Annotated in this window: 25 protein-coding genes; 1 reads left to right on the top strand and 24 read right to left on the bottom strand. The window is 46.2% G+C overall.

Annotated elements, in window-relative coordinates; genetic code table 11:
* Window positions 1-19: 19 nt before the first annotated feature.
* The 3 genes from CSX02_RS00645 to CSX02_RS00635 are packed head-to-tail and all read right to left on the bottom strand — an operon-like array spanning window position 20 to window position 2416.
* Window positions 20-1072 carry a sugar phosphate isomerase/epimerase family protein gene (locus CSX02_RS00645; protein ID WP_099385241.1) on the bottom strand — a complete coding sequence of 351 codons (1053 nt, stop codon included), beginning with the start codon at window positions 1070-1072 and terminating at the stop codon, window positions 20-22.
* A 10-nt stretch (window positions 1073-1082) separates the two neighbouring features.
* Window positions 1083-1475 (bottom strand): C-glycoside deglycosidase beta subunit domain-containing protein, encoded by a 393-nt coding sequence (locus CSX02_RS00640; protein WP_031546380.1) that lies wholly within the window; start codon window positions 1473-1475, stop codon window positions 1083-1085.
* Window positions 1476-1495: 20 nt separating this feature from the next.
* Window positions 1496-2416, bottom strand: coding sequence for a sugar phosphate isomerase/epimerase family protein (locus CSX02_RS00635; protein WP_031546378.1), 921 nt, complete (start codon window positions 2414-2416; stop codon window positions 1496-1498).
* Window positions 2417-2661: 245 nt separating this feature from the next.
* Between CSX02_RS00635 and CSX02_RS00630 the strand changes: the two genes are divergently transcribed.
* Window positions 2662-3324: an HAD family hydrolase gene (locus CSX02_RS00630; protein ID WP_099385240.1), complete on the top strand. Its 663-nt coding sequence runs from the start codon at window positions 2662-2664 to the stop codon at window positions 3322-3324.
* 1 nt (window position 3325) lies between these two features.
* On the opposite strand, the gene CSX02_RS00625 is transcribed toward CSX02_RS00630, so the two are convergent.
* The 21 genes from CSX02_RS00625 to CSX02_RS00525 form a co-directional block, all read right to left on the bottom strand.
* Entirely contained in the window at window positions 3326-4171 is an 846-nt protein-coding gene (locus tag CSX02_RS00625) for a DegV family protein (protein WP_031546373.1), read from the bottom strand.
* A gap of 34 nt (window positions 4172-4205) precedes the next feature.
* Complete coding sequence (thrH, locus tag CSX02_RS00620; RefSeq protein ID WP_031546370.1) at window positions 4206-4805, bottom strand: bifunctional phosphoserine phosphatase/homoserine phosphotransferase ThrH; 600 nt, start codon at window positions 4803-4805, stop codon at window positions 4206-4208.
* An 81-nt stretch (window positions 4806-4886) separates the two neighbouring features.
* The gene (locus CSX02_RS00615; RefSeq protein WP_031546368.1) at window positions 4887-5321 is read right to left on the bottom strand and encodes an aspartate carbamoyltransferase regulatory subunit; all 435 of its coding nucleotides are present in this window, start codon (window positions 5319-5321) and stop codon (window positions 4887-4889) included.
* A gap of 12 nt (window positions 5322-5333) precedes the next feature.
* Complete coding sequence (pyrB, locus tag CSX02_RS00610) at window positions 5334-6260, bottom strand: aspartate carbamoyltransferase (RefSeq protein ID WP_031546365.1); 927 nt, start codon at window positions 6258-6260, stop codon at window positions 5334-5336.
* 196 nt (window positions 6261-6456) lie between these two features.
* The gene (locus CSX02_RS00605) at window positions 6457-7233 is read right to left on the bottom strand and encodes a DeoR/GlpR family DNA-binding transcription regulator (RefSeq protein WP_099385239.1); all 777 of its coding nucleotides are present in this window, start codon (window positions 7231-7233) and stop codon (window positions 6457-6459) included.
* Window positions 7234-7257: 24 nt separating this feature from the next.
* Window positions 7258-7806 (bottom strand): BMC domain-containing protein, encoded by a 549-nt coding sequence (locus CSX02_RS00600; protein WP_099385238.1) that lies wholly within the window; start codon window positions 7804-7806, stop codon window positions 7258-7260.
* Window positions 7807-7808: 2 nt separating this feature from the next.
* The gene (locus CSX02_RS00595) at window positions 7809-9143 is read right to left on the bottom strand and encodes an SLBB domain-containing protein (RefSeq protein ID WP_099385237.1); all 1335 of its coding nucleotides are present in this window, start codon (window positions 9141-9143) and stop codon (window positions 7809-7811) included.
* 3 nt (window positions 9144-9146) lie between these two features.
* Window positions 9147-9416, bottom strand: a complete 270-nt coding sequence (locus tag CSX02_RS00590; protein WP_031546349.1) for a EutN/CcmL family microcompartment protein — start codon at window positions 9414-9416, stop codon at window positions 9147-9149.
* Window positions 9417-9443: 27 nt separating this feature from the next.
* Window positions 9444-10094, bottom strand: coding sequence for a phosphate propanoyltransferase (pduL, locus tag CSX02_RS00585; RefSeq protein ID WP_031546347.1), 651 nt, complete (start codon window positions 10092-10094; stop codon window positions 9444-9446).
* A gap of 77 nt (window positions 10095-10171) precedes the next feature.
* On the bottom strand, window positions 10172-10450 hold the full coding sequence (locus CSX02_RS00580) for a BMC domain-containing protein (RefSeq protein ID WP_031546345.1): 279 nt from the start codon (window positions 10448-10450) through the stop codon (window positions 10172-10174).
* A gap of 15 nt (window positions 10451-10465) precedes the next feature.
* Window positions 10466-10858, bottom strand: a complete 393-nt coding sequence (locus CSX02_RS00575) for a BMC domain-containing protein (protein WP_099385264.1) — start codon at window positions 10856-10858, stop codon at window positions 10466-10468.
* 6 nt (window positions 10859-10864) lie between these two features.
* Window positions 10865-11152, bottom strand: a complete 288-nt coding sequence (locus tag CSX02_RS00570) for a BMC domain-containing protein (RefSeq protein ID WP_031546341.1) — start codon at window positions 11150-11152, stop codon at window positions 10865-10867.
* Window positions 11153-11168: 16 nt separating this feature from the next.
* Entirely contained in the window at window positions 11169-11489 is a 321-nt protein-coding gene (locus CSX02_RS00565; protein ID WP_031546339.1) for a BMC domain-containing protein, read from the bottom strand.
* An 11-nt stretch (window positions 11490-11500) separates the two neighbouring features.
* On the bottom strand, window positions 11501-12712 hold the full coding sequence (locus CSX02_RS00560; RefSeq protein ID WP_099385236.1) for a zinc-binding dehydrogenase: 1212 nt from the start codon (window positions 12710-12712) through the stop codon (window positions 11501-11503).
* A 15-nt stretch (window positions 12713-12727) separates the two neighbouring features.
* Window positions 12728-14119 (bottom strand): aldehyde dehydrogenase family protein, encoded by a 1392-nt coding sequence (locus CSX02_RS00555; protein ID WP_099385235.1) that lies wholly within the window; start codon window positions 14117-14119, stop codon window positions 12728-12730.
* A gap of 13 nt (window positions 14120-14132) precedes the next feature.
* The gene (locus tag CSX02_RS00550; RefSeq protein ID WP_099385234.1) at window positions 14133-14978 is read right to left on the bottom strand and encodes a class II aldolase/adducin family protein; all 846 of its coding nucleotides are present in this window, start codon (window positions 14976-14978) and stop codon (window positions 14133-14135) included.
* Between the two features lie 33 nt (window positions 14979-15011).
* Window positions 15012-15440 (bottom strand): EutP/PduV family microcompartment system protein, encoded by a 429-nt coding sequence (locus CSX02_RS00545; RefSeq protein WP_031546335.1) that lies wholly within the window; start codon window positions 15438-15440, stop codon window positions 15012-15014.
* Window positions 15437-15808 (bottom strand): BMC domain-containing protein, encoded by a 372-nt coding sequence (locus tag CSX02_RS00540; RefSeq protein ID WP_031546334.1) that lies wholly within the window; start codon window positions 15806-15808, stop codon window positions 15437-15439. The genes CSX02_RS00545 and CSX02_RS00540 overlap by 4 nt, the downstream gene beginning before the upstream one ends.
* A 1-nt stretch (window position 15809) precedes the next feature.
* Window positions 15810-16604 carry a glycyl-radical enzyme activating protein gene (locus CSX02_RS00535; RefSeq protein WP_099385263.1) on the bottom strand — a complete coding sequence of 265 codons (795 nt, stop codon included), beginning with the start codon at window positions 16602-16604 and terminating at the stop codon, window positions 15810-15812.
* Between the two features lie 34 nt (window positions 16605-16638).
* Window positions 16639-19161 carry a glycyl radical protein gene (locus tag CSX02_RS00530; RefSeq protein WP_099385233.1) on the bottom strand — a complete coding sequence of 841 codons (2523 nt, stop codon included), beginning with the start codon at window positions 19159-19161 and terminating at the stop codon, window positions 16639-16641.
* Window positions 19162-19373: 212 nt separating this feature from the next.
* The coding region (locus CSX02_RS00525) for an Ig-like domain-containing protein (RefSeq protein WP_189281249.1) at window positions 19374-20881 on the bottom strand (1508 nt) is incomplete at its 5' end.

Genomic DNA, 20881 nt, shown 5'->3' with positions numbered 1-20881 from the left:
TTAATTCTCCTTCTCTCTCTTATTCAATTGCTCTTCTTAAGCATTCCTGGTGACGGCGTACCTGCTCAATGGAATCCACATCAGTATATACACGCAAGTGCTCTCCACCTTCATATTCTGAGCTTAAGAATCCATCATATCCGGCCTTCTTAAATGCTGCAACAACTTCAGGAACGGCAACTGCTGTCTCTACATAATCCTCTGATACATTGTAAAATTTTGCATGGCAATGTGTGATATATTGAATATTGTCAATGATATCCTGCGGTTCTGACCAGGAATAGGTGAAAGAAGATCCTGCATACATCTTGTCTGCATCATTTCCGCCGGCCTTTTCAACCGCTTCCATCATCTCTCTCATTCCGTTTGCCATACGATATTCCATATTGGCTTTTCCAAGATCCAAATCGTATTTGATCTTTACAAATCCGTCAGATACACGTTTTGCATACGCATCATCCACGATTTTGATACATTCTTCATGTGCACCCAGCTGACGTGCCTTATCACGCAATACATCCGGAATATTCCTGCAGAAGATTCCCATATCCGGAATGAATCCGAAATATTTGGTACCGGTGCGGTTGATCATCTCCAGATATCCATCTGCCCATCCCGAATTCAGTGAGAATGGCGCATGTACTTCCAGACCAATCTTAACACCAAGCTCTTCCGCATATTCCAGACTGCCCTCGATGACATCCATCGGTGTGGATACTAGGGTACGGATTTCCGGGAAGCCAAGCAGCTTTGCAAGGCGAAGATCTCTCTTCATCATATTGACCTGCTCTCCGACAGAAAGCATACGATTGCCAAAAATGCGATTCTCCAAAAATGCATCATAGCAGCTTGGGGTCAGATTGTATTTTTTTAATAAAGCAAACCATTCCTCACGGAATTTTTCATCCTCGATTGGATTCGGGAAATGCTTGATCATCTGCTCTGCAAGGAGTTCTACACCGGTTGCTCCTGTCTTTGCAGTCTCCCGAAGGCATCCTTCGAGATCTAATTTTCCTAAATAATATTCATCCTGATAGCTGTATAAAGATACGCTTCGTTTTACCTGACTCATCTCGTTCCTCCTAAATCTCAAAATCGGTCTCGCAAACTGCATCAATCGGGAAAGGCATATAAGACGGTTCAATATGCTGCAAAGCATTGATATGATGTTTACCCTTTGCCAGTCCGCCGTCACGCAAAACGGTCACAGTCGCATATTCTCCGAATTCCCAGCGATAATCCGGATCGATTACCGTAGACATCTGATCCAGAGTAAAAGTCTCTCCATTTACCGTAAAGCGGAGATTCTCACGAGGTTCATCCACGCCATCCACATTTACTTTCAGATCGCGCACGATTGATAATGTCACGCCTCTGTAATATTGTGCCTTAAATTGGAATTGATATCCAATCACTTTTCCATCTTTTTCGACATTGCAAAATCCATCCGGATTGTAAATCGGTCTTGCTGCCATCACTTGTCCTCCTGTTTCGCTTAAATCACAAAATTGCTCATATATCTCTTTGAAAGGCGCAGAGAATCCAATACTTTCTCCTGAGAACCTTCAAAGAATTTATCTTCTATTTCAATACATGTAAATCCGTCATATCCGATATCTGTCAAAGCGGATACATATTTGCCCCAGTCGACATCGCCATATCCCGGAAGCTTCGGAGACATGAAGTCAAGCGGATATGCCATGATACCCACCTGATTTAACTTGTCCGGATAAACCTTGATATCCTTATAATGAACATGGAAAATCTTATCTTTGAATTCATATAACGGCTTGATGTAATCAATCATCTGCCATACGAAGTGGCTTGGATCATAATTGATTCCGAAATTCTTGCTTGGCAGAATCTCAAATACCTTTTTCCAGATTGCAGGAGTGGTAAACAGGTTCTGTCCGCCCGGCCACTGATCCGGTCCGAAAAGCATCGGGCAGTTTTCAATTGCCACTTTTACATTCTGCTCCTCCGCAAGCTTGATGATCGGAGGCCAGATCTCTTTCACCAGTTCCAGGTTTTCTTCTACGGTCTTGGTCTGGTCACGACCGATGAATGTGGTCACCATGCCAACGCCGAGTTTGTTGCTGGCTTTGATCAATGCCTTCAAATGTTCTACTGCTGCATTTCTCTTTTCCAAATCTCCATCCATTGTATTCGGATAGAATGCAAGTGAAGAAATCTGAACCCCTTTCTCCTTCGCATAATCTACAATATGTTTTGCGTAAGCATCATCCTCAAGGACGCGCTCTGCATCAATATGGGAAACACCTGCATAGCGGCGCTCAGCCTTTCCCTGTGGCCAGCATGCCACTTCCACGCACTCGAAACCCATTTCCGATGCAATATCCATCATTTCTTCGTAATTATTCTGATCTAAAATTGCACTGACAAATCCTAATTTCATATCTGAACCCTCCTAGATTCTCTTCTTTTTTCATCTCTGTTACCATTATATGGCTATCACATAAATGATTCTTTTCTGATTTTTCCCAAATTATGATGATTTTTTAACCTTGCTATGGTTCAAAACAATAATTTTTGTCCTCGAAAATAATAATCTTATCTCTTTTTTCGCACCAATAAAAGTTGCAAGCCACCCCGATTCTGTGGCACAATGTCAAAAAAGGATTAAAAAGGCAGGTTTAAACTATGAATGCACCTACAATCCGTGCAGTCCTCTTTGATCTGGACGGCACGCTCATCGATACCGAAAAATATTATCGTCTCGCATGGCCGCAGGCCATGGCACATTACGGATATTCCATGACCGACAGCCAGGCGCTGGATATGCGCTCACTTGGCCGCCCTTATGCGCCGGCTCATCTGAAAGAGCTCTCCGGCGATCCCGATTTTGATTATTTAAAAATAAAAGCCTATCGTGTGAAATTGATGGAAGACTATCTCAAAGACGGCATAGAATTAAAACATTATGCCCGTGAAATTTTAGAAAAATTACGCGCCCGCAATATCATCACTGCAGTAGCCACAGCCAATGATTACGAGCGCGCAAGCCGCTTTTTGAAGCGTGTCGATCTGTTTGATTTGTTTGACGAAATCATCTGTGCAACCATGGTGGAACATGGCAAACCGGCACCCGATCTGTATGCGTATGCTGCAGCGCAGCTGCATCTTAATCCGTGTGAATGCATCGCCGTAGAAGATTCTCCGAACGGTGTCAAAAGTGCCGTTGCGGCCGGTATCCCGACCGTCATGATTCCCGATTTATCCGAGCCGGATGAAGAATTGAGTGCCATGTTGTGGCATTGCTATCCGGATTTGGAGCAATTTTACCAGGATTGTTTTTGCAAATAGGTTAATCGATAAATAATACGCCAAGTGTTCCAGGTCCGCAGTGGCTGCATACCACCGAACCTGCATGCGTCTCGATGATCTCATCAAAATGATGCAGCGATTCCAGATAGGAACGAACCGATTCCACGATTGCAGGATCGGTTCCGGAATGCGTAATAAAGACGCGATCCGGCTTGGCACGGAGCAATTGCTCCTCCATATCCTTTGCATAATTCAATGTTACCGCGGGCAGTTTGCCGCGGTATTTTTTATCCACGAGCATGGCGCCGTCCTTGACAACAATCTTCGGATGCAATTTGAGCATGCCTCCCGCAAGTGCTGCCATGCCGCTGCAGCGACCGCCGCGATGAAGATATACCAGTGTGTCGATAACAAAACTCGCACGCACGCGTGGACGATAGTCCAGAACTGCTTTTTCAATTTCATCCAAAGATGCACCTTTTGCCGCCAGAATGGCAGCTTCCACAACCAGATGTCCGACACCGGTCGACAGGTTCATCGAATCGATGACACGCACCTTGTCCGATGCACCGATCTCTTCTGCCGCAAGGCGCAATACATTGTTGGTTGTCGACATTCCTGCCGAAATGGAAAAAGCCACAATTCCATCATAGTTCTCGAGGATTTCTGCAAATGCAGTTGATGCATCCTCCATGGAAACGGCCGATGTCTTTGGTGTTGTTTTGTTTTTGTCTGCCCATGCATAAATCTCATCGGGTGTGATATTTCTGCCGTCGAGATATTCCTCTGTTCCCAGCAATACATGAAGCGGAATCACTTCAATCTGATAACGCTCCACAAGTTCCGGTGAAAGGTCACAGGTACTGTCCGATACAATTTTGATCATATCCTCTGTCCTCTGTTCTGATGAATCATCCTGATTATAATTCTCTTTCGATTGCGCTCAGCAAATCTTCATAGGATTCGAAAGCTTCCAGCTGCGGATATTCCTTTTTGATTGCATCCGTGCTTCGGAACAAAAATCCCGCTTTTGAATTCAAAATCATTCCAAGGTCATTGAAACTGTCTCCACTTGCAATTGTCTCAAATCCCATTGCCTGTAAATGTTTAACGGTTGTCAGCTTTGACTGTTCGCAGCGCATACGAAATCCGGTAATGGTCCCGTCTTCTGCCACTTCGAGCGTGTTGCAAAAGATGGTCGGCCATCCAAGTTTTTTCATCAATGGTTTTGCAAACTGCTCAAATGTATCACTGATAATCAAAACCTGTGTGCGCTCGCGCAACGCATCCAAAAATTCCTTTGCTCCCGGCATCGGATCGATGGTTGCGATGGTATCCTGAATCTCTTTTAAACCAAGCCCGTGTTCCTTCAAAATAGCCAGTCGATAGTTCATCAACTTATCATAATCCGGCTCATCGCGCGTGGTCTTCTTTAACTCCGGAATTCCGGTTGCTTCCGCAAATGCGATCCAGATTTCCGGTACCAATACACCTTCGAGGTCCAAACAAACTACATTCATGCTGATTTCCTTTCCATAATCTATTAAACTGTTACAAAATTACCGTATTTAATACTACCATTCCTCCGGCGGTGCGGCAAGTTATTCCGCGCTTCCGGCATATTTTTCTTCACAATATTTGCAGCGGTATACTTCCTTTTCCTCATCTGTCAGGATAAAGATATGGTCCAGTTCCTGCTCTATCGAGGTAATGCAGCGCGGATTTTTGCATCGGATGACATTCTTAATCTGCTTTGGAAGTGCCAGCGGCTTTTTCTCCACAATCTTATCTCCTTTGATGACGTTGACCGTGATATTGTGATCGATAAATCCGAGGATATCGAGGTCAAGTGCCTCAATCGGGCATTCCACTTTGATGATATCCTTCTTTCCCATCTTGTTGCTCTTTGCATTCATAATGATTGCGACGGTGCAATCAAGTTTGTCCAGTTTCAGGTCATGATATATCTGAAGCGAACGGCCGGACTTGATATGGTCCAATACAAATCCTTCATGAATTCCACTGATATTTAACATACACTCTCTCCTCTATTCTTTCTCAACATCAATTCCAAGCAGTGTCAAAATCAAAGCCATGCGGACATATACGCCATACTGTGCCTGTTTGAAGTATGCCGCACGCGGGTCATCATCCACCTCAACAGAGATTTCATTGACACGCGGCAATGGATGAAGCACCATCATATCCGGCTTTGCCCGGTTTAATTTTTCCTGGTTCAGTACATAGAAATCTTTTAAACGGACATAGTCCTCCTCATTGAAGAAACGCTCACGCTGCACTCTTGTCATATAAAGGATATCCAACTGCGGGATTGCTTCCTCGATTCGCTCAAGTTCCACAAATTCAATGTTGTTCGCCTCAAGTACATCCTCTCTGATGTAGCTTGGGATGCGCAGTTCTTCCGGCGAAATCAATACAAATTTGACATTCGGATAGCGGATCAGCGCATTGATCAGTGAGTGAACCGTGCGTCCGAATTTTAAGTCTCCGCAAAGACCGATGGTCATATTGTCCAACCGTCCTTTGAGTGAATAAATGGTCAGCAAATCCGTCAGAGTCTGTGTCGGGTGCTGATGGCCGCCGTCACCGGCATTGATTACCGGAATCTTGGATTTCTGCGAAGCCACAAGTGCTGCGCCCTCCTTCGGGTGACGGATTGCACAGATATCGGCATAACATGAAATTACGCGAATGGTATCGGAAACGCTCTCTCCTTTTGCAGCGGATGAAGAATTCGCACTGTGGAATCCCAAAACATTACCTCCGAGATTCAACATTGCAGCTTCAAAACTCAATCTTGTTCTGGTACTCGGTTCATAAAAACAGGTTGCCAGCTTTTTGCCCTCACAGGCGTGTGCATACTTGTCCGGATGCTTCTCGATATCCTGCGCCAGCAGAAGCAGCTCCTGTAATTCTTCCACTGTAAAATCAAGCGGACTCATCAAATGTCTCATATCATACCTCCTGAAATAAATCAAACAAAAGGGACCCTTCGTCCGAAGACGATGGTCCCTTAGAAATCAAATAATATAAAAGATAAAATGAGAAAAAAGCGTCATATGCATATACTGTTTTGGATTCGAAATAGGCATTGTGACAATTCTCCTTTGCATTCATCTTAAGGTATTATAAATTGTTTTTGTATCGGTTTCAAGATGATTCTCCATAAATACATGGAATTCCGTTTTCTTCAAAAAATTTCAGCCATGCAGCATCCGGTTTTTCATCAGTTACAACCATATCCAAATCGCATGGATCACAGATTTTTGAAAATGCCACCTTGTCAAATTTGGTCGAATCCACAACCAGAATTTTTTTCATTCCCGAATTCAGCATTGCCTGCTTTACCTGCGAAAACAATTCATTTGCGTCCGTCACGCCCTTTTGCATATCAAATCCTTTGCAGGACAAAATCACTTTGTCCGCATTCATGGCTTTGATGCCGTCAAGTGCACGCGGTCCTACCAGTGCAAGATATTTGCCGTTGAGATAGCCGCCGGTCGACATAATCTCCCAATCACTCTGGTCGCTTGCTTCCAGCAATACTTCGAGAGAATTGGTGATAATGGTCAGGCCTTTTTTGCCTTTTGCCTGCAACGCATTTACAATGGCAAGACTTGTCGTACTCGGGTCAACAATGATATGCTCGCCGTCTTCCACCATCTCGCTGATGAAATTGGCAATTTTGTTTTTCCCTTCCATATTCTTTTTTCGACGCACCATAAATGGCATCTCGACACCCGGAGTCTCGCATAAAGTTGCTCCACCGTATGTCTTCTTGCAAAGACCTTCCTTTTCGAGTTTGTCGAGGTCTCTGCGGATTGTCTCTTCCGAAACTTCAAATTGTGCGGATAATTCTCCGACAATCACGGATTTTTCGTCCTGTAATTTTTCAAGAATCAGATTTCGTCGCTCTACTGCTAACATGATTCACCGTCCTGTATGGATTTCCTAGACGATGGTCTTGATCAACCTCTCGTCCGGATGAGCAATTACCGAATCACTCAAAAACATACCGGTATCTGCGATTTCTTTTTTTGCTTTTGCGATTGCAGCTTCGCAGGCTGCGACCTCTCCTGTTAAAAGCAGATAACTTTTTCCGCACAAACCTTTGGCGAGGCGTAGTTCAAGCAATTGTATCGCAGCAGTCTTTGCTGCAATATCCGCAGCGACAATGATGGATGCCACATCATAGGTCTCCAAAATGCCCAGCGCATGAATGTCCGTATTCTCAACACATCCGTATATTGCAGGGAAAATGGCTTCATCCGGATTTCCCAGCAAAAAACTGTCAATATAATCTTCACTTCGTGTGTTGCGACCTGCTTCCACAGCAGCTTTTACGGCGCTCAAACTTCCGCAAATCAAAGCAATATATTTTCCCGGACAAACGGCCTGGGCTTCGAGCAGTTCGACATCGGCGGTCTTGACCATTTTGTCGGTTGCCGTAATGCCGGAAGCAATGCTCTTAAATTCAATCAATCCGATTGCTTTTTGCATAATCAATCTCCTTTCGATGCAGCAATGACAACTTCTGCATCGGTTACTTCCCTGACTGTCCCTGAAATGGATGCATGAATATTGACTGATAATCCGGATTGAGCCTCACCGATCATTTGTCCGGCCTTTACTGAATCTCCGACAGCCACGACTGGCTTCGCCGGTGCTCCGATATGCTGAGACATGCGAATCTTTGCGATGTCGCATGCACATCCGGTCTCCTGTAATTCGGCCTTACTATCATATTGCCTCAATCCGAGTCTGATTACAAGTCTTTCTTCCGGAATCCGATGATATTCCCGATGAATCGATACGGGTTTTGCCTCCACTTCCGGCGGCTTCACGCCGCTCTTTCGCAGTCCGTTTTTGAATTCTGCCATAATGCTGCGCGGCGACAGTCCCTGTGGGCAGGCATACATTTCGCAGACATTGCACGAACTGCAAAACAGTGTATTGATATATGGTGCAACCGACTGTGTGTCCGCATTGCTGCATGCTCTCATAAACAAATGCGGCTCAATCGGATGTCCGAGATTATGTCTCGGGCACAAATCCGTACAGGTTCTGCATTGGCAGCAGCTCGACGCAGACCGCCTGATTGCGATTGCGATATTCGGTTTTTTGCGATATACCAGCGGATGATTTTGCGGCAATACAATGATGGCGCTTGTCGTCTTGGTAATCACACCGAATTCATTTCCAAAATTTCCCATCATCGGACCGCCGAGCAGATAAACCGGATCTTCGGTTGTCACGCCCCCGGCCAGCTGAACCACATCATGAATCGACATACCGATTGGGACACGCAGTGTCTGCGGCTCCTGGACTTCTCCTGCGATGGTGACATACTTTTCCGTCACCGGCCGGTTTTCGTATACTGCACGATAAATATTATATAATGTCTCTACATTAAAGACACAAACGCCCTGTTCGATTGGCAGGCCGCCCGGTCTGACCACGCGTCCGGTTGCCTCATAGATAAGGACGACTTCGTCCCCCATCGGATAGGCTCCCGGAAGTTTATGCATGGAAATCACCGGATAGGCTTTCATCGCTTCTTCACAGGCCGCGATTGTATTCGTATATTCTTCTTTAATCCCTATGATTGCCTGCTTTGCAGACAATACAGATGCCACAAGGGCAAATGCCTTTAAAATTTCGGATGCATGCCGGCACAGAAGCTGACGGTGCAGCTTCAAAAGTGGCTCACATTCCGCACAATTCAGCAGAATGATATCGGCGCGCTCACTGAGTTTTCCATAGGTTGGGAACCCTGCGCCACCCGCGCCGACAATTCCGTTTTGTTTTAGTATTTCACTTAATTCTGAAAGATTCATAGATTATTTTTCCAGCTTTCCAATGTCATCTATAATACCAACAATTGCCGCATCAATCGGAGAATCCTGCATGCCACAGCCGATACGGGCCGCAGATCCCTGCGCAACCAATACATATTCGCCGATTCCGGCGCCGATATTATCAATTGCCACAACCTGTGCATTGCTTCCCTTCATGCTGCTGATTGGCTCAACAATCATGAATTTATTGCCGATTAAGTTATCCTGTTTGCGTGTGGAAACGATACTTCCGGTTACTTTTCCTACAATCATTTCGACACCCTTCCTTCCTGTGAACGATTATGCTTTTCGCACAATTTTTACTTTATTGCCGGTACTGATTTCGGCCGCATTGGCTTCATCCGTATCGATATGCATTTCCAAAGTAAAGCTTTCATCGACACGAATCTTCACTTTGTCAAAAGTGGTTCCACGCTCATTGTCCACTGCAACACTTACGTAATCTCCATCTGCCAGTCCCGCCATTTTGGCATCTGCCGGTGACATATGGATATGACGAGCCGCGATGATGCAGCCTTCCTTGCAATAAACGGCGCCTTTTGGTCCGACAATTGCAATTGGTGCCGATCCTTTGATATCGCCCGATTCACGCACTGGAACCGTAATTCCAAGCTTACGCGCATCCGTCTGTGCGATTTCCACCTGCGTTGCCGAACGCGCCGGTCCAAGCACGCGCACATTCTCGATGGCACGCAACTTCAATCCGACAATGGTGCAACATTCTTCACATGCAAACTGACCACCCATCAATTCCTTTTTTGGTGTCAGGACATGGCCTTCGCCAAACAGAATCTCCACGTCCTTTTGTGACAGATGGATATGCCGGTTGCTGACACCGACCGGCACTTCAAAGCCGGTATTGTCTGTGCTCTGTTCCTGTAAACTGGCGAGCACTAATTTTGTAATTGTTTCAATTTCCTGTCTTTCCACTGCGAATTCCTCATCGATTTTTGTGAATCCCGTAATCTCGCACTGCCGGCTTTCCCGGCAGTGCACAAACAATCTGCTTATTTAATCTTTGGTAAGATTGCTTCCACATCGGTATGTGGTCTTGGGATTACATGGCTTGCAACGAGTTCGCCGAGACGTTCTGCATTCTGTGCGCCGGCTTCCACTGAAGATTTCACTGCTCCGACATCTCCGCGTACCATTACGGTTACAAGGCCGGATCCGATTTTCTCAGTGCCGACAAGGGTAACATTTGCGGCTTTGCACATTGTATCTGCTGCCTCAATTGCTGCTACCAAACCTCTTGTTTCTACCATTCCTAATGCTTCCTGTGCCATAATTTTGTCCTCCTGCTATTTTTTCTTTGGCTTTTGTTTTTGATCTGACTTTTTGTGTTCTGTTTTTTTCGTCTCTGTTTTTTTCGTCTCTGTTTTTGGGGTTTCCGGTTCCTCAGGTGCGATGCGCTTTCTTGAAAGTGCAACCATCTTGCGGGTCTCTTCCGCCGGAGCTGCAATCACACCGCTTGATGCAAGGATATGCCGGTTGGCGGCACAGATTGCGCTTGCGGCCTCCACAGCCGCCTTACAATCTGCCACATCACCTTCCACAATCAGTGTGACCAGGCGTCCGCCCAGTTTGCGTTCCCAGGTAACGAGGGATACCTCTGCCGCTTTACACATTGCATCCAGTGAATCAATTGCCGCAACCACACCGGAAACTTCAATCAGTCCATATGAAGTTCCCATACGCATTTACTTTGCAGCCGGGAATCCCGGTAAAATTTTCTCAACATCGGTATGTGGTCTTGGGATGACATGCTCTGCAACCAGTTCTCCAAGTCTCTGTGCACTCTGTGCGCCGGCTTCTACCGATGCCTTCACTGCTCCGACATCTCCGCGAACCATTACGGTTACGAGTCCGGATCCGATTTTTTCTGTTCCGACAAGTACAACTTCTGCTGCCTTTGTCATTGCATCTGCAGCCTCAATTGCTGCGGTTAATCCTCTTGTTTCAATCATTCCCAATGCTTCCTGTGCCATAATTGTTTTCCTCCTTTTAATTCACATCAAATCCGCTGATTCCCAGCATTTTCAGGGTATGTTCCGTAGGTCTTGGTATCACATGACTGGTCACGACTCCGGTGAGTGCTTCCGCGGTTGCGCGTCCTGCTTCGACTGCTGCCGTCACATCATCGACAGTCCCACGGAATTTAATTGTGACCAGAAGCGGTACCGGAAGGCTGTCCGCATTCGCAGGTTTATTTTTATCAAACGGTTCCAGCGTCACATTGGCTGCCTTGCAGCCGCTGTCCGCCGCCATAAATGCACAAACCAGACCATATACTTCCAGCATTCCCACTGCTCTTTCATCCACCATAAGAATTCTCCTTATGCCAAATCTTCACGCATCACGGCGATCTTGAGTCCAGTCATGGATGCCGCTTTCTTGAAGGCTTCGTCAATCCGACTGAGCGGATATTTGTCGGTGATCAGTTCCTTCATCGGCAGGCCGATTGCCTTTGCGCTCTTTAAGAAATCAAATGTGGTCACATAATCTCTTAAGGTATATACCCAGCTTCCCACTTCGGTGATTTCTTTTGAGCAGATATCAAAATGCGGATTGATGGTTGCATCTCCGCCATTGATGAAAAATCCCAGCTCGCAGAGTCCGCCGCCGTTGCGAATGAATTTGTACACATTCGCATGTCCTGCCGGTGAACCCGTACATTGAAATGCAAAATCCGCAAGATGTCCGCCAAAGGCTTCTTTGACTGCATTCGCAAGATTTTCGATTCCATCATGCTGTGTGAAATTCACATGACCGCTTGCGCCAAGTCTGTGTGAGAATTCCATTCTCTGCTCATTACCATCCACAGTAACAATATTCTGAATTCCCATAGTCTTTAATACTGCCACGCAAATCAGTCCGATTGGTCCGCATCCCTGTACCACAACACGGCTGTTGAATCTCAGAATTCCAGTCGTCTTTGCACGCTCAACTGCGTGAATCAAAACCGCACACGGCTCAATCAGGATGCGTGAGTCCAAATCCAGATCGCTGACATTAAAGAATGTAGATCCCAGTCCACCACGGACCAGAATATAGTCCGAAAACCATCCGTTTGCATGAACTTCATCATCCGGAAGCAATCCGTATACATCGGCGCCACCAACATTCTTTTTGTTCAGGTCAAACATCGTGATATCCGGATCGTCCTTAAAAATCATACAGGTTACAATCTTATCTCCGACTTTGACCGGTTTGCCTGCGCTGTCTGTCTTTACATTTTTTCCCATTTTGACGATTTCTCCGGTGCCTTCGTGTCCGAGTGCAACCGGAATCAATGAGAATGGGTCTCTCTTGTATTCATGAGAATCTGTTCCACAGATGCCGCATCCTTCCACACGCACCAGCAGGTCATCATCACCAACCTGCGGCATCGGGAATTCTTTGACTTCCATCTTGCCGAGTTCTGTCAGCATTCCGACCTTTACGGTTTGCGGAATCTCTGCAGACGGCGAAGATACAGACGGAATTCCGGATACATTTGACAATACCTGTTTCACGATCTCCTCAATCTGAGAAGCATTCATCTCCATCTTGTTTCCTCCTTTTTAGCGGATGCACAAACTATCCGACATTGTACATCTGCGTCTCTTTGTAAATGTTGCAGCACTGGTCAGTCCTTCTCCGGTACGGCTTGCAATCGTAAAGGTCGGGAAGCCTTCGCCTCCGAATCCCAATGCGGCATAGCTTGGTCCGTTCTTGACCAGAATTGCGGTATCCATCTCCCTTGCATAATAAGTGATGCGATCCACATTCTTGGAATGGATATGTGCGCTATGGCGGTTGCCATGCTCAAGCCATACAGCCTGTTCTACTGCATCTTCAAAATTCTTTGCGCGAACCACACCAAGAATCGGCATCATCAGTTCCGTTGCAATCAACGGATGCTCTTTTGGTCCTTCAAATGTGATGCAGCGGATGTTGTCCGGTACCTCAATGCCCACCATTGCAAGCAATGCCTTGGCGCTGCGTCCGACGCATTTGCGATTGAGGCGTCCTTTTTCATCCATCACAGTATGCACAAGCTTATCCTGCACTTCTTTGGAAGCGAGATAACATCCCTGTTCCTGTACCATATCACGCATCAGTTCGTCGCAGATACTGTCTACTGCAACTACTTCCTTTTCGGCAATACATGGCAGGTTGTTGTCAAACGTACATCCGTTGACGATATCTGCCGCAGCCTTTGCGATATCCGCCGTCTCATCCACAAGCGCCGGTGGATTTCCTGCGCCTGCTCCGATTCCTCTCTTGCCGCTGGATAAAACTGCGGTGACCACGCCAGGTCCGCCGGTTGCGACAATCAACGGAATATCTTTGTGTTTCATCATGATCTCGCTTGTCTTTAAGGTTGGCTGCTGTACCGTCACTGCAATGTTATCCGGCCCGCCGGCTTCGAGCGATGCTTCATTCAACAGATTGATTGCAAACATCGATGTACGGATTGCCTGCGGATGCGGATTGAAGACCACGGTATTGCCTCCTGCGAGCATTCCCATCGTATTGCATAATACGGTTTCCGAAGGGTTGGTACATGGTGTGATTGCACCGATGACGCCGAATGGTCCCATCTCAACAAGTGTCAGTCCACGGTCTCCCGACCACGCCTCTGTCCGAATATCTTCCGTACCCGGTGTTTTTTCTGCGACAAGCATATGCTTTAAAATCTTGTCGCCGACATTGCCCATTCCGGTTTCCTCCACGCCCATTCTGGCGAGGGTTTCTGCATTTTCTTTGATTTTGCGGCGAATGATGGAAATAATCTTTTCACGCTGATCCATCGACAGGACACGCACCTGTTTCTGTGCCCTCTTGGCCTGCTCAATTGCCTCGTTCATATCCGAAAAGATACCATGCATATTTCCGGTATCTTCACCCAGCTGCATCTTTGCCATCACTGCACCGACTATGCTTTTAATCTGACTTTCGGTAATTTCCACGATATGCTCTCCTCTATTTCATTTCTGCGATGACTTTCTTTACAATCTCTGCAATTGCATTCTCTTCACTTCCGCAATTGCCGCAAGAGCTGCCTCCGCCAAAGTTGTACTGATAACCCGGCATTCCTGCATACTCGTCTGCGCAGGATCCGCAATTGTGGCAGTTCATCTTCTCGGTCTTGTTCAGACATACATTTGCCGGATGCTTACCCGGCATGCCAAACTTCTGACGAATCTCATACAGTCTCTTGATATTCTTCTCATCAAATTCCTTCGGTCCGCCGAGCATCTTTGACTGATACAGAAGCTGTGCATAGAATTCTACGGATTCCATCTTGTGATATGCAGCAAGCAAATCGGTGCTCCAGGTTAATGCACCATGGCTCTCAAGCAATACTGCATCGAAATATGGCAGATACTTTTCCAGATTGTCCGGAATTTCGTTGGTCGATGGTGTACCGTATTCTGCAATCGGTACACATCCGAGCGCAATGACTGCCTCCGGCATAATCGGCTGTGTCAGTGGAATTCCTGCGATTGCAAATGAGGTTGCATAAACAGGATGTGCGTGAACGACAGATCCGACATCCGGTCTCTTCTGATACACACGCATATGCATCTTAATTTCGGAAGATGGCTTAAATCCCTTGTTTGCCTGCAATACATTTCCGTTTTCATCTACCTTGCAGATGTATTCCGGAGTCATAAATCCTTTTGACACACCGGTTGGTGTACAAAGAAATTCATGATCGTTCAATTTAACAGAAATATTGCCATCGTTTGCCGCTACCATGTTGCGGTTATAGATGCGCTTTCCGATCTCACAAATTTGTTTTTTGATTTCCAATTCATTTACCATAAAAAATGTCCTCCTGCTGTATATGAATTTCAATTACTGACTCTGTAAATAATCAAGGATTTCCTGAATCCCGACGCCATGCTTGGAATCGACATGAAAAATTGTTCTGCAACCTGCATTGCGAAGCCATCTGTCTGCGAGTGGCACATTGGCATTCGGCAGATCAATTTTGGTCACGATTCCGATGCATTCCCGATTGGCCTGACTGGTACAATTCGGGGAAAAAATTGAATATGGTTCGGTCGCCGAACAAAGGATTCCGACCACATCCGCCTCATAGGTATAAAGCGCAAGCGCTTTTGCCAGGCGGTGACTCTGCGCATATTCTCCCGGTGTATCAATGACGCTTTCGTAATGTTTGACATCCTGCGTCTTGTAATACCGGATTTCCTCACCGCGCAAGGCCTGCGTCAATGTCGTTTTTCCAGCCATGCTCCGTCCCATCAGAATTAATTTTTTCATGTCTTTGTAATCGGGCAGACAGTATATCCGAGTTTTTCCCTGACATAGTCCTCCATCGCTTCCATTGCTGAAAGCACTTCGCTGACTGTGCCGGTGATGATGAGCGAACCGCTGAAGCGGTCCACAAAACCAAGTGTCACACCGCTTGCCTTCAATGCGATGTCAGCCATGATGATGGCCGTCTCCGACGGTACCACGGTGCTGACTCCGATGGCAGCTTTTGCGTAATCGATTCGCGGATCCAGTCCGAGTTTCTCATAGAGGATTTCATCCGGACTGGCAATCACATGTGCCAGCGTCACCTGTCGACCCGGAACACTTTCCTGTATAATCCTTGTCCTGTTGTCGAATTGTTCCAACTCTGACATTTCAACCTCCTATCCGGCAGTCCAATCCTGAGACTGATTCCACCGTTTTTTTCAACATTTCCATTTTTTCCTGATCCGGTGGAAGGATTTCTCCCATCTCGTATTTCCTGCCGAGCCATTGATATTTGTCCTGCCCGAGCCTGTGATACGGAAGCAAATGCAGCCTCGTCACATTCGGCAGTTTATCTGCGAATTCCGCGATGGCTCTGATTTCTTCCACCGTATCGTTGAAGGTTGGAATCACTGGGGTCCGGATAATCAGATTTGTTTGTCCGGATTGGGCAACCTTTCTGGCATTTTCAAGCATCAGTTCATTGGTTCTGCCGGTGAATGCCTTGTGCTTTTGCGGATTCATATGTTTGATATCCATCAGATAGGTATCCAGATAAGGCAAAACAGATGCAATCACCTCATAATCCACACATGCCATACTCTCAAGCGCTGTTCCGATTCCATAATCCTTTGCAGCCATCAAAAGGCCTTTTGCGAATTCCGGTTGCAGTAGACTCTCGCCTCCCGACAGGGTCAGTCCGCCTCCGCTCCTGCGGTAATAATCCGCATCGCGCATCACGGTTTCCATCACCTGTGCCACGGTCACATCTTCTCCGTAAATTCGGGTTTTGCCATTTGCATTTACCGTCTGGATGTCATATTCCTGTGACTCCGGATTGCAGCACCACCTGCATCTGAGCACACATCCCTTTAAAAAGACAATGGTCCTGATTCCCGGCCCGTCATGAATGCTGTATCTTTGAATATCAAAGATACGCCCCCGAATCAGATTGTAATCTTCGATAAGCCTCACATCCTTTCCTGTTGTACAGTCCCTGCTATAGTCCCTGCTCGGTTCTGCTGATGATGTCATCCTGCAGACTCTTCGAAAGACCTGTAAACAATGCACTGTAACCTGCCACACGGACAATCAGTCCTTTATAATTTTCCGGATGTTGCTGCGCATCCAAAAGGGTCTCACGCGAAACCACATTGAATTGCATATGCATGCCTTTCCGGTCAAAGAATGTGCGGATCAGATCGATAAATTTAATCAATCCTTCCTGTCCCGCCAATGCTGTCGGATGGAATTTCTGATTGTACAGCGTACCGTTTGATGCGATTCCGTGATCCAGCATCGCAACGGAATTGGCTGCCGCCGTCGGTCCGTTTACGTCGCGTCCCTGTGAAGGGGAAACTCCGTCAGCCACAGGCTGTCGGGCCAGGCGTCCGTCCGGCGATGCGCCGGATGTGAATCCAAGCGGTACATTGGCAGATACCGGATATAAGCCGGCCTGGAATATTCCGCCGCGCGGATTCCTGTATTGCAGGAGCGGCCTGGTATAACAGTAAGCCGCTTCGCGACCGATTTCGTCCACTTCCGGAATGTCATTGCCGAATTTCGGCAAATCCAGAATCATCTCATAGATTTCTTCCATTCGTTTTCTGTCCTGCTCCGATACCGATGCAATCACCTGCTGAGTGGTTTTTGCAACCAGCTCCGGTTCCGGTGTCACATGCTGTGCCAGGAAACTGTTTGTCACATCTCCTGCAATCTGCGCGACAATAAATGGATTGATTTCTTTTCCGAAATTGTATCGTAATGCCTGCTTTAATTCTGCAAGCGTACATCTGTGATCTTCAAAGACCAGCTTCTTGACGGTGTAGAGCGAATCTGCAATATTCGCCACGCCAAATCCCTGCGGTCCCGTGAAATTGTAAATTGCGCCGCCCTGTTCCGGCGTCTTGCCTCTCTTGATGCAGTCGTCCATCAGAGTCGAGATAAAGGCAAGCGGTGCGCGTTCTCTATGTGCAAGATCCACAGCGTTGTCCGCATTGACCAGCAACCCGATAAAGTAATTCATCTGCTCCTGATATGCATCAAAGAATTCTTCGAACGATTGCATTTCTTCCACCGGTTTGGTCTTTGGTCCGATCTGTTCTCCCATATCCACGCCACCGGTAAATACCAGTTCCATCGGGCGAACCATATTAAAGAATGCCGCATCATGCCATCCGAGTGTCTTGCCCATCACCTGCGGTTCCACACATCCGATAATGCTGTAATTTCTGGCCTCTTCCAATGGAATTCCCCGACTCATCAGGGATGGAATAATCACTTCGTCATTGTAATAAGCCGGCAGTCCGATTCCCGTTCTCGTCAGTTCCGCCGCCCGCAACAACAATTCCTGCGGACTTTGATTCCAGACACGAATCGAAAGCGATGGCATCGGCAGAAATACATGCATGGAAGCGTCGATGCACATAAAGGACAAATCGTTTGTCGCATCGCGTCCCTGCTCATCCTGTCCTCCGACAATCAGATTCTGAAACAGACTGTATCCGGCAAATCCTTTTGCCGATTCCGCATCTCTGCATTTGTTTAAATCATTTAATTTCACCCAGATGCAGTCGAGCAATTCCTGTGCATCATCATGATTGATTACTCCCGCTTCGAGATCTGCCCGATAATACGGATACATATATTGGTCGAATCGTCCCGGCGAAATCGAATGTCCGGATGATTCCATCTGAATCAGCTGCTGTACGAACCAGAAGCTTTGGCATGCTTCATAAAAATTGCGTGCCGGCTTTTCAGGAACCTGTGTGCAATTCTCTGCGATGCGAAGCAGTTCCTCTTTGCGTGTTTTGTTCGTCTCCTTTGCCGCGAGTTCCTTCGCCAGCGCTGCATAACGGTTTGCATATCGAATAATACCGGCACAGGCAATCAGACACGATTCGAGCATACGGCTCTTGGTTCCGTAATCTGCATCGGACGGTTTCACGGTATCCAGTTCCGCCTTGACTTCGCGCATGATTCCCTCAATGCCAAGTTCAAGCACCTTCCAATACTGCACGGTGAAATGTCCTACACCATTGTAAAAATAATTGCCGACCGTAAAAATGTTATGGTTTTGCGCCCGAATCGCTTCCGGCGACATGTAGCTGAGCGCCAAATCGCTGGTCGTGCGTCCTTTCCAGTATTTGTCAGCTTCATGTAATTGTTTTTTTGTCTCTTCCGCAATAAAAAAAGGATCTGCCTCACGATTCGCGACCGTGTCAAATTCCTGCTCGAGCCATTCAAATGAAAATTCCGGAAAAGTCTGGCATCCTCTCGGCGCCAATGTCGAACTTCCGACAATCAGTTCATTTGGGCGGATAATAATCGGAATCTGATCCAGCACATGCGCAAACGCTTTTGCTTTGCGCAGCACCATCGGCTGGTTCTCGGTCTGTCGGAATGATTCTGTATAGAGCACTGCTCTTGCAGATTCGATTTCCGGCATCTTCGCGTACAAATCCTCTACCAATCTTGCAATTCTCTCCGTCTTCGGAGATCTTGATAAATCAAAGTTTTTCATTTTTACAACCCCAAAATGTCATATAAAACAACATTTTCCAACACATTCATACAACTTTAATGTTATTATAGTGTGGCTTTTTGTGGATGTCAAGTCTTTTATGTGGTTTTATGTGGTTTTTTATTGTGGGATTGTGTTTTTTTGTTAAAAAACGCGTTCATGGCGCGCAAACAAAAAAGAGGACATATCATAATTGATATGTCCTCAAACATTTAAATCTTATATCCATGCCATGCAGAATAATATTTCTTTCCATTCACAACCTTATAGGTTCGAATTCTGACATAATATTTCTTTTTAGCCTTTAATCCGGTCACAGTTTTAGAAGTGGTTTTGGTTCCTTTTACGGTCAATGTTTTCACATTGCTCGCATAAGTCTTACTGGTTGAATACTGAATCTGATATCCGGTCACTTCCGCAGTCTGCTTTTTCCAGGTAATTTTGTATCCTCCGCGGATTGCTTTGACCTTACTGATATCAGTCGCTTTCGGCAAAATCTTAAATGTTTTCTTAACGGTACCTGAATATTTTCCGCTGAATTTAACAGTAACCGTTGCAGTTCCAACCTTTTTATTATTTGTATATGTTACCTTGTAGTTCTTGCTGCTAATGGTTTTACCGTTTGCATCCTTAACCGTAACGGAAGGAGTCTGACTCTTTCCGTTATAGGTCACACTGGTCTTAGAAAGTGCAACGGATTTAATCTTCTTAATCACAACGGTCTTTGTACTCTTATCACCATTATAAGTCGCTGTATATACGATTTTACCATTGCTCTTTGTTGTTGCAGCTGTAACCTTTTTCGTCACTTTTGCCGGATAAGTTACAGTATGATCTGCATCATTTGTACAGGTATAAGTCACGGTACATTTGCTATAATCACTGCTCCATTTAAATACCGGATTTGCAAAGGTATGCGTATGCACTGCATAATCTCCGGTTCGATACAATGTCACATCATCAAATGAGCCCCAAACACCGGCTGTAGTATTTGCCAAAGATAATGTCACAGTAAGAACTGTCTGATCTTCTGTAACCAAAATATCATTCACTGTTGGATTTGACCATACCTTCCAACCGGACAAAACTGCATCACTATTGGAATAAACCTCATCTCCAACGGTTGCAGAAACAGTGATGACATCCACATTCTCTGTGCTTCCGCCGCCCTGAACAAAAGCTGATAAACGATAGATTCCCGCATCTACAGTCACCTGGTAGGTTGCAGTCATTGTAGCACCTGCATCTGCAGTATAGAAATGCATGCAACCTCTTCCCGTACGCGAATTAGATGAAGCATCCGAAGTATTAAAACCTGTTACTGACCAGCCATCCAATCCGGACTCAAAGCTTCCGTTTTCGATCAGATTATTTGGTGTAATTGTCAAATTCAATACCACATCAAAATTTTTATTCAATGCAGTGACACTACCTTTTATCTGATAGGTTCCGACTCCGCTTGCAATTGCTGCCTCGAGTGCACCCTCTTCCCATGTCACAGCAACACTTTCTGTCGTTCCTGTACTATAGGTAACAGTTGCTGTCTCAGGAAGTGCCAACTCCGATGCATCTCCGATTTCGATTGTGATATCATCCACCTTAACAGAGGATACATTCACCGGTGTTGTTGCTCCGGTTCTGATCAAATGATAGATTGAGGCGGTTACAATCGGATGTCCCGTGAAATCAAACCAAGCCTGATTATCCACTGCCGAACCGC

Source organism: Agathobacter ruminis, assembly GCF_002735305.1.
In the GTDB taxonomy this organism is placed as follows: domain Bacteria; phylum Bacillota; class Clostridia; order Lachnospirales; family Lachnospiraceae; genus Roseburia; species Roseburia ruminis.
The sequence above is the reverse complement of the archived record's forward strand: the minus strand, read 5'-3'. Positions and strand labels throughout refer to the sequence as shown.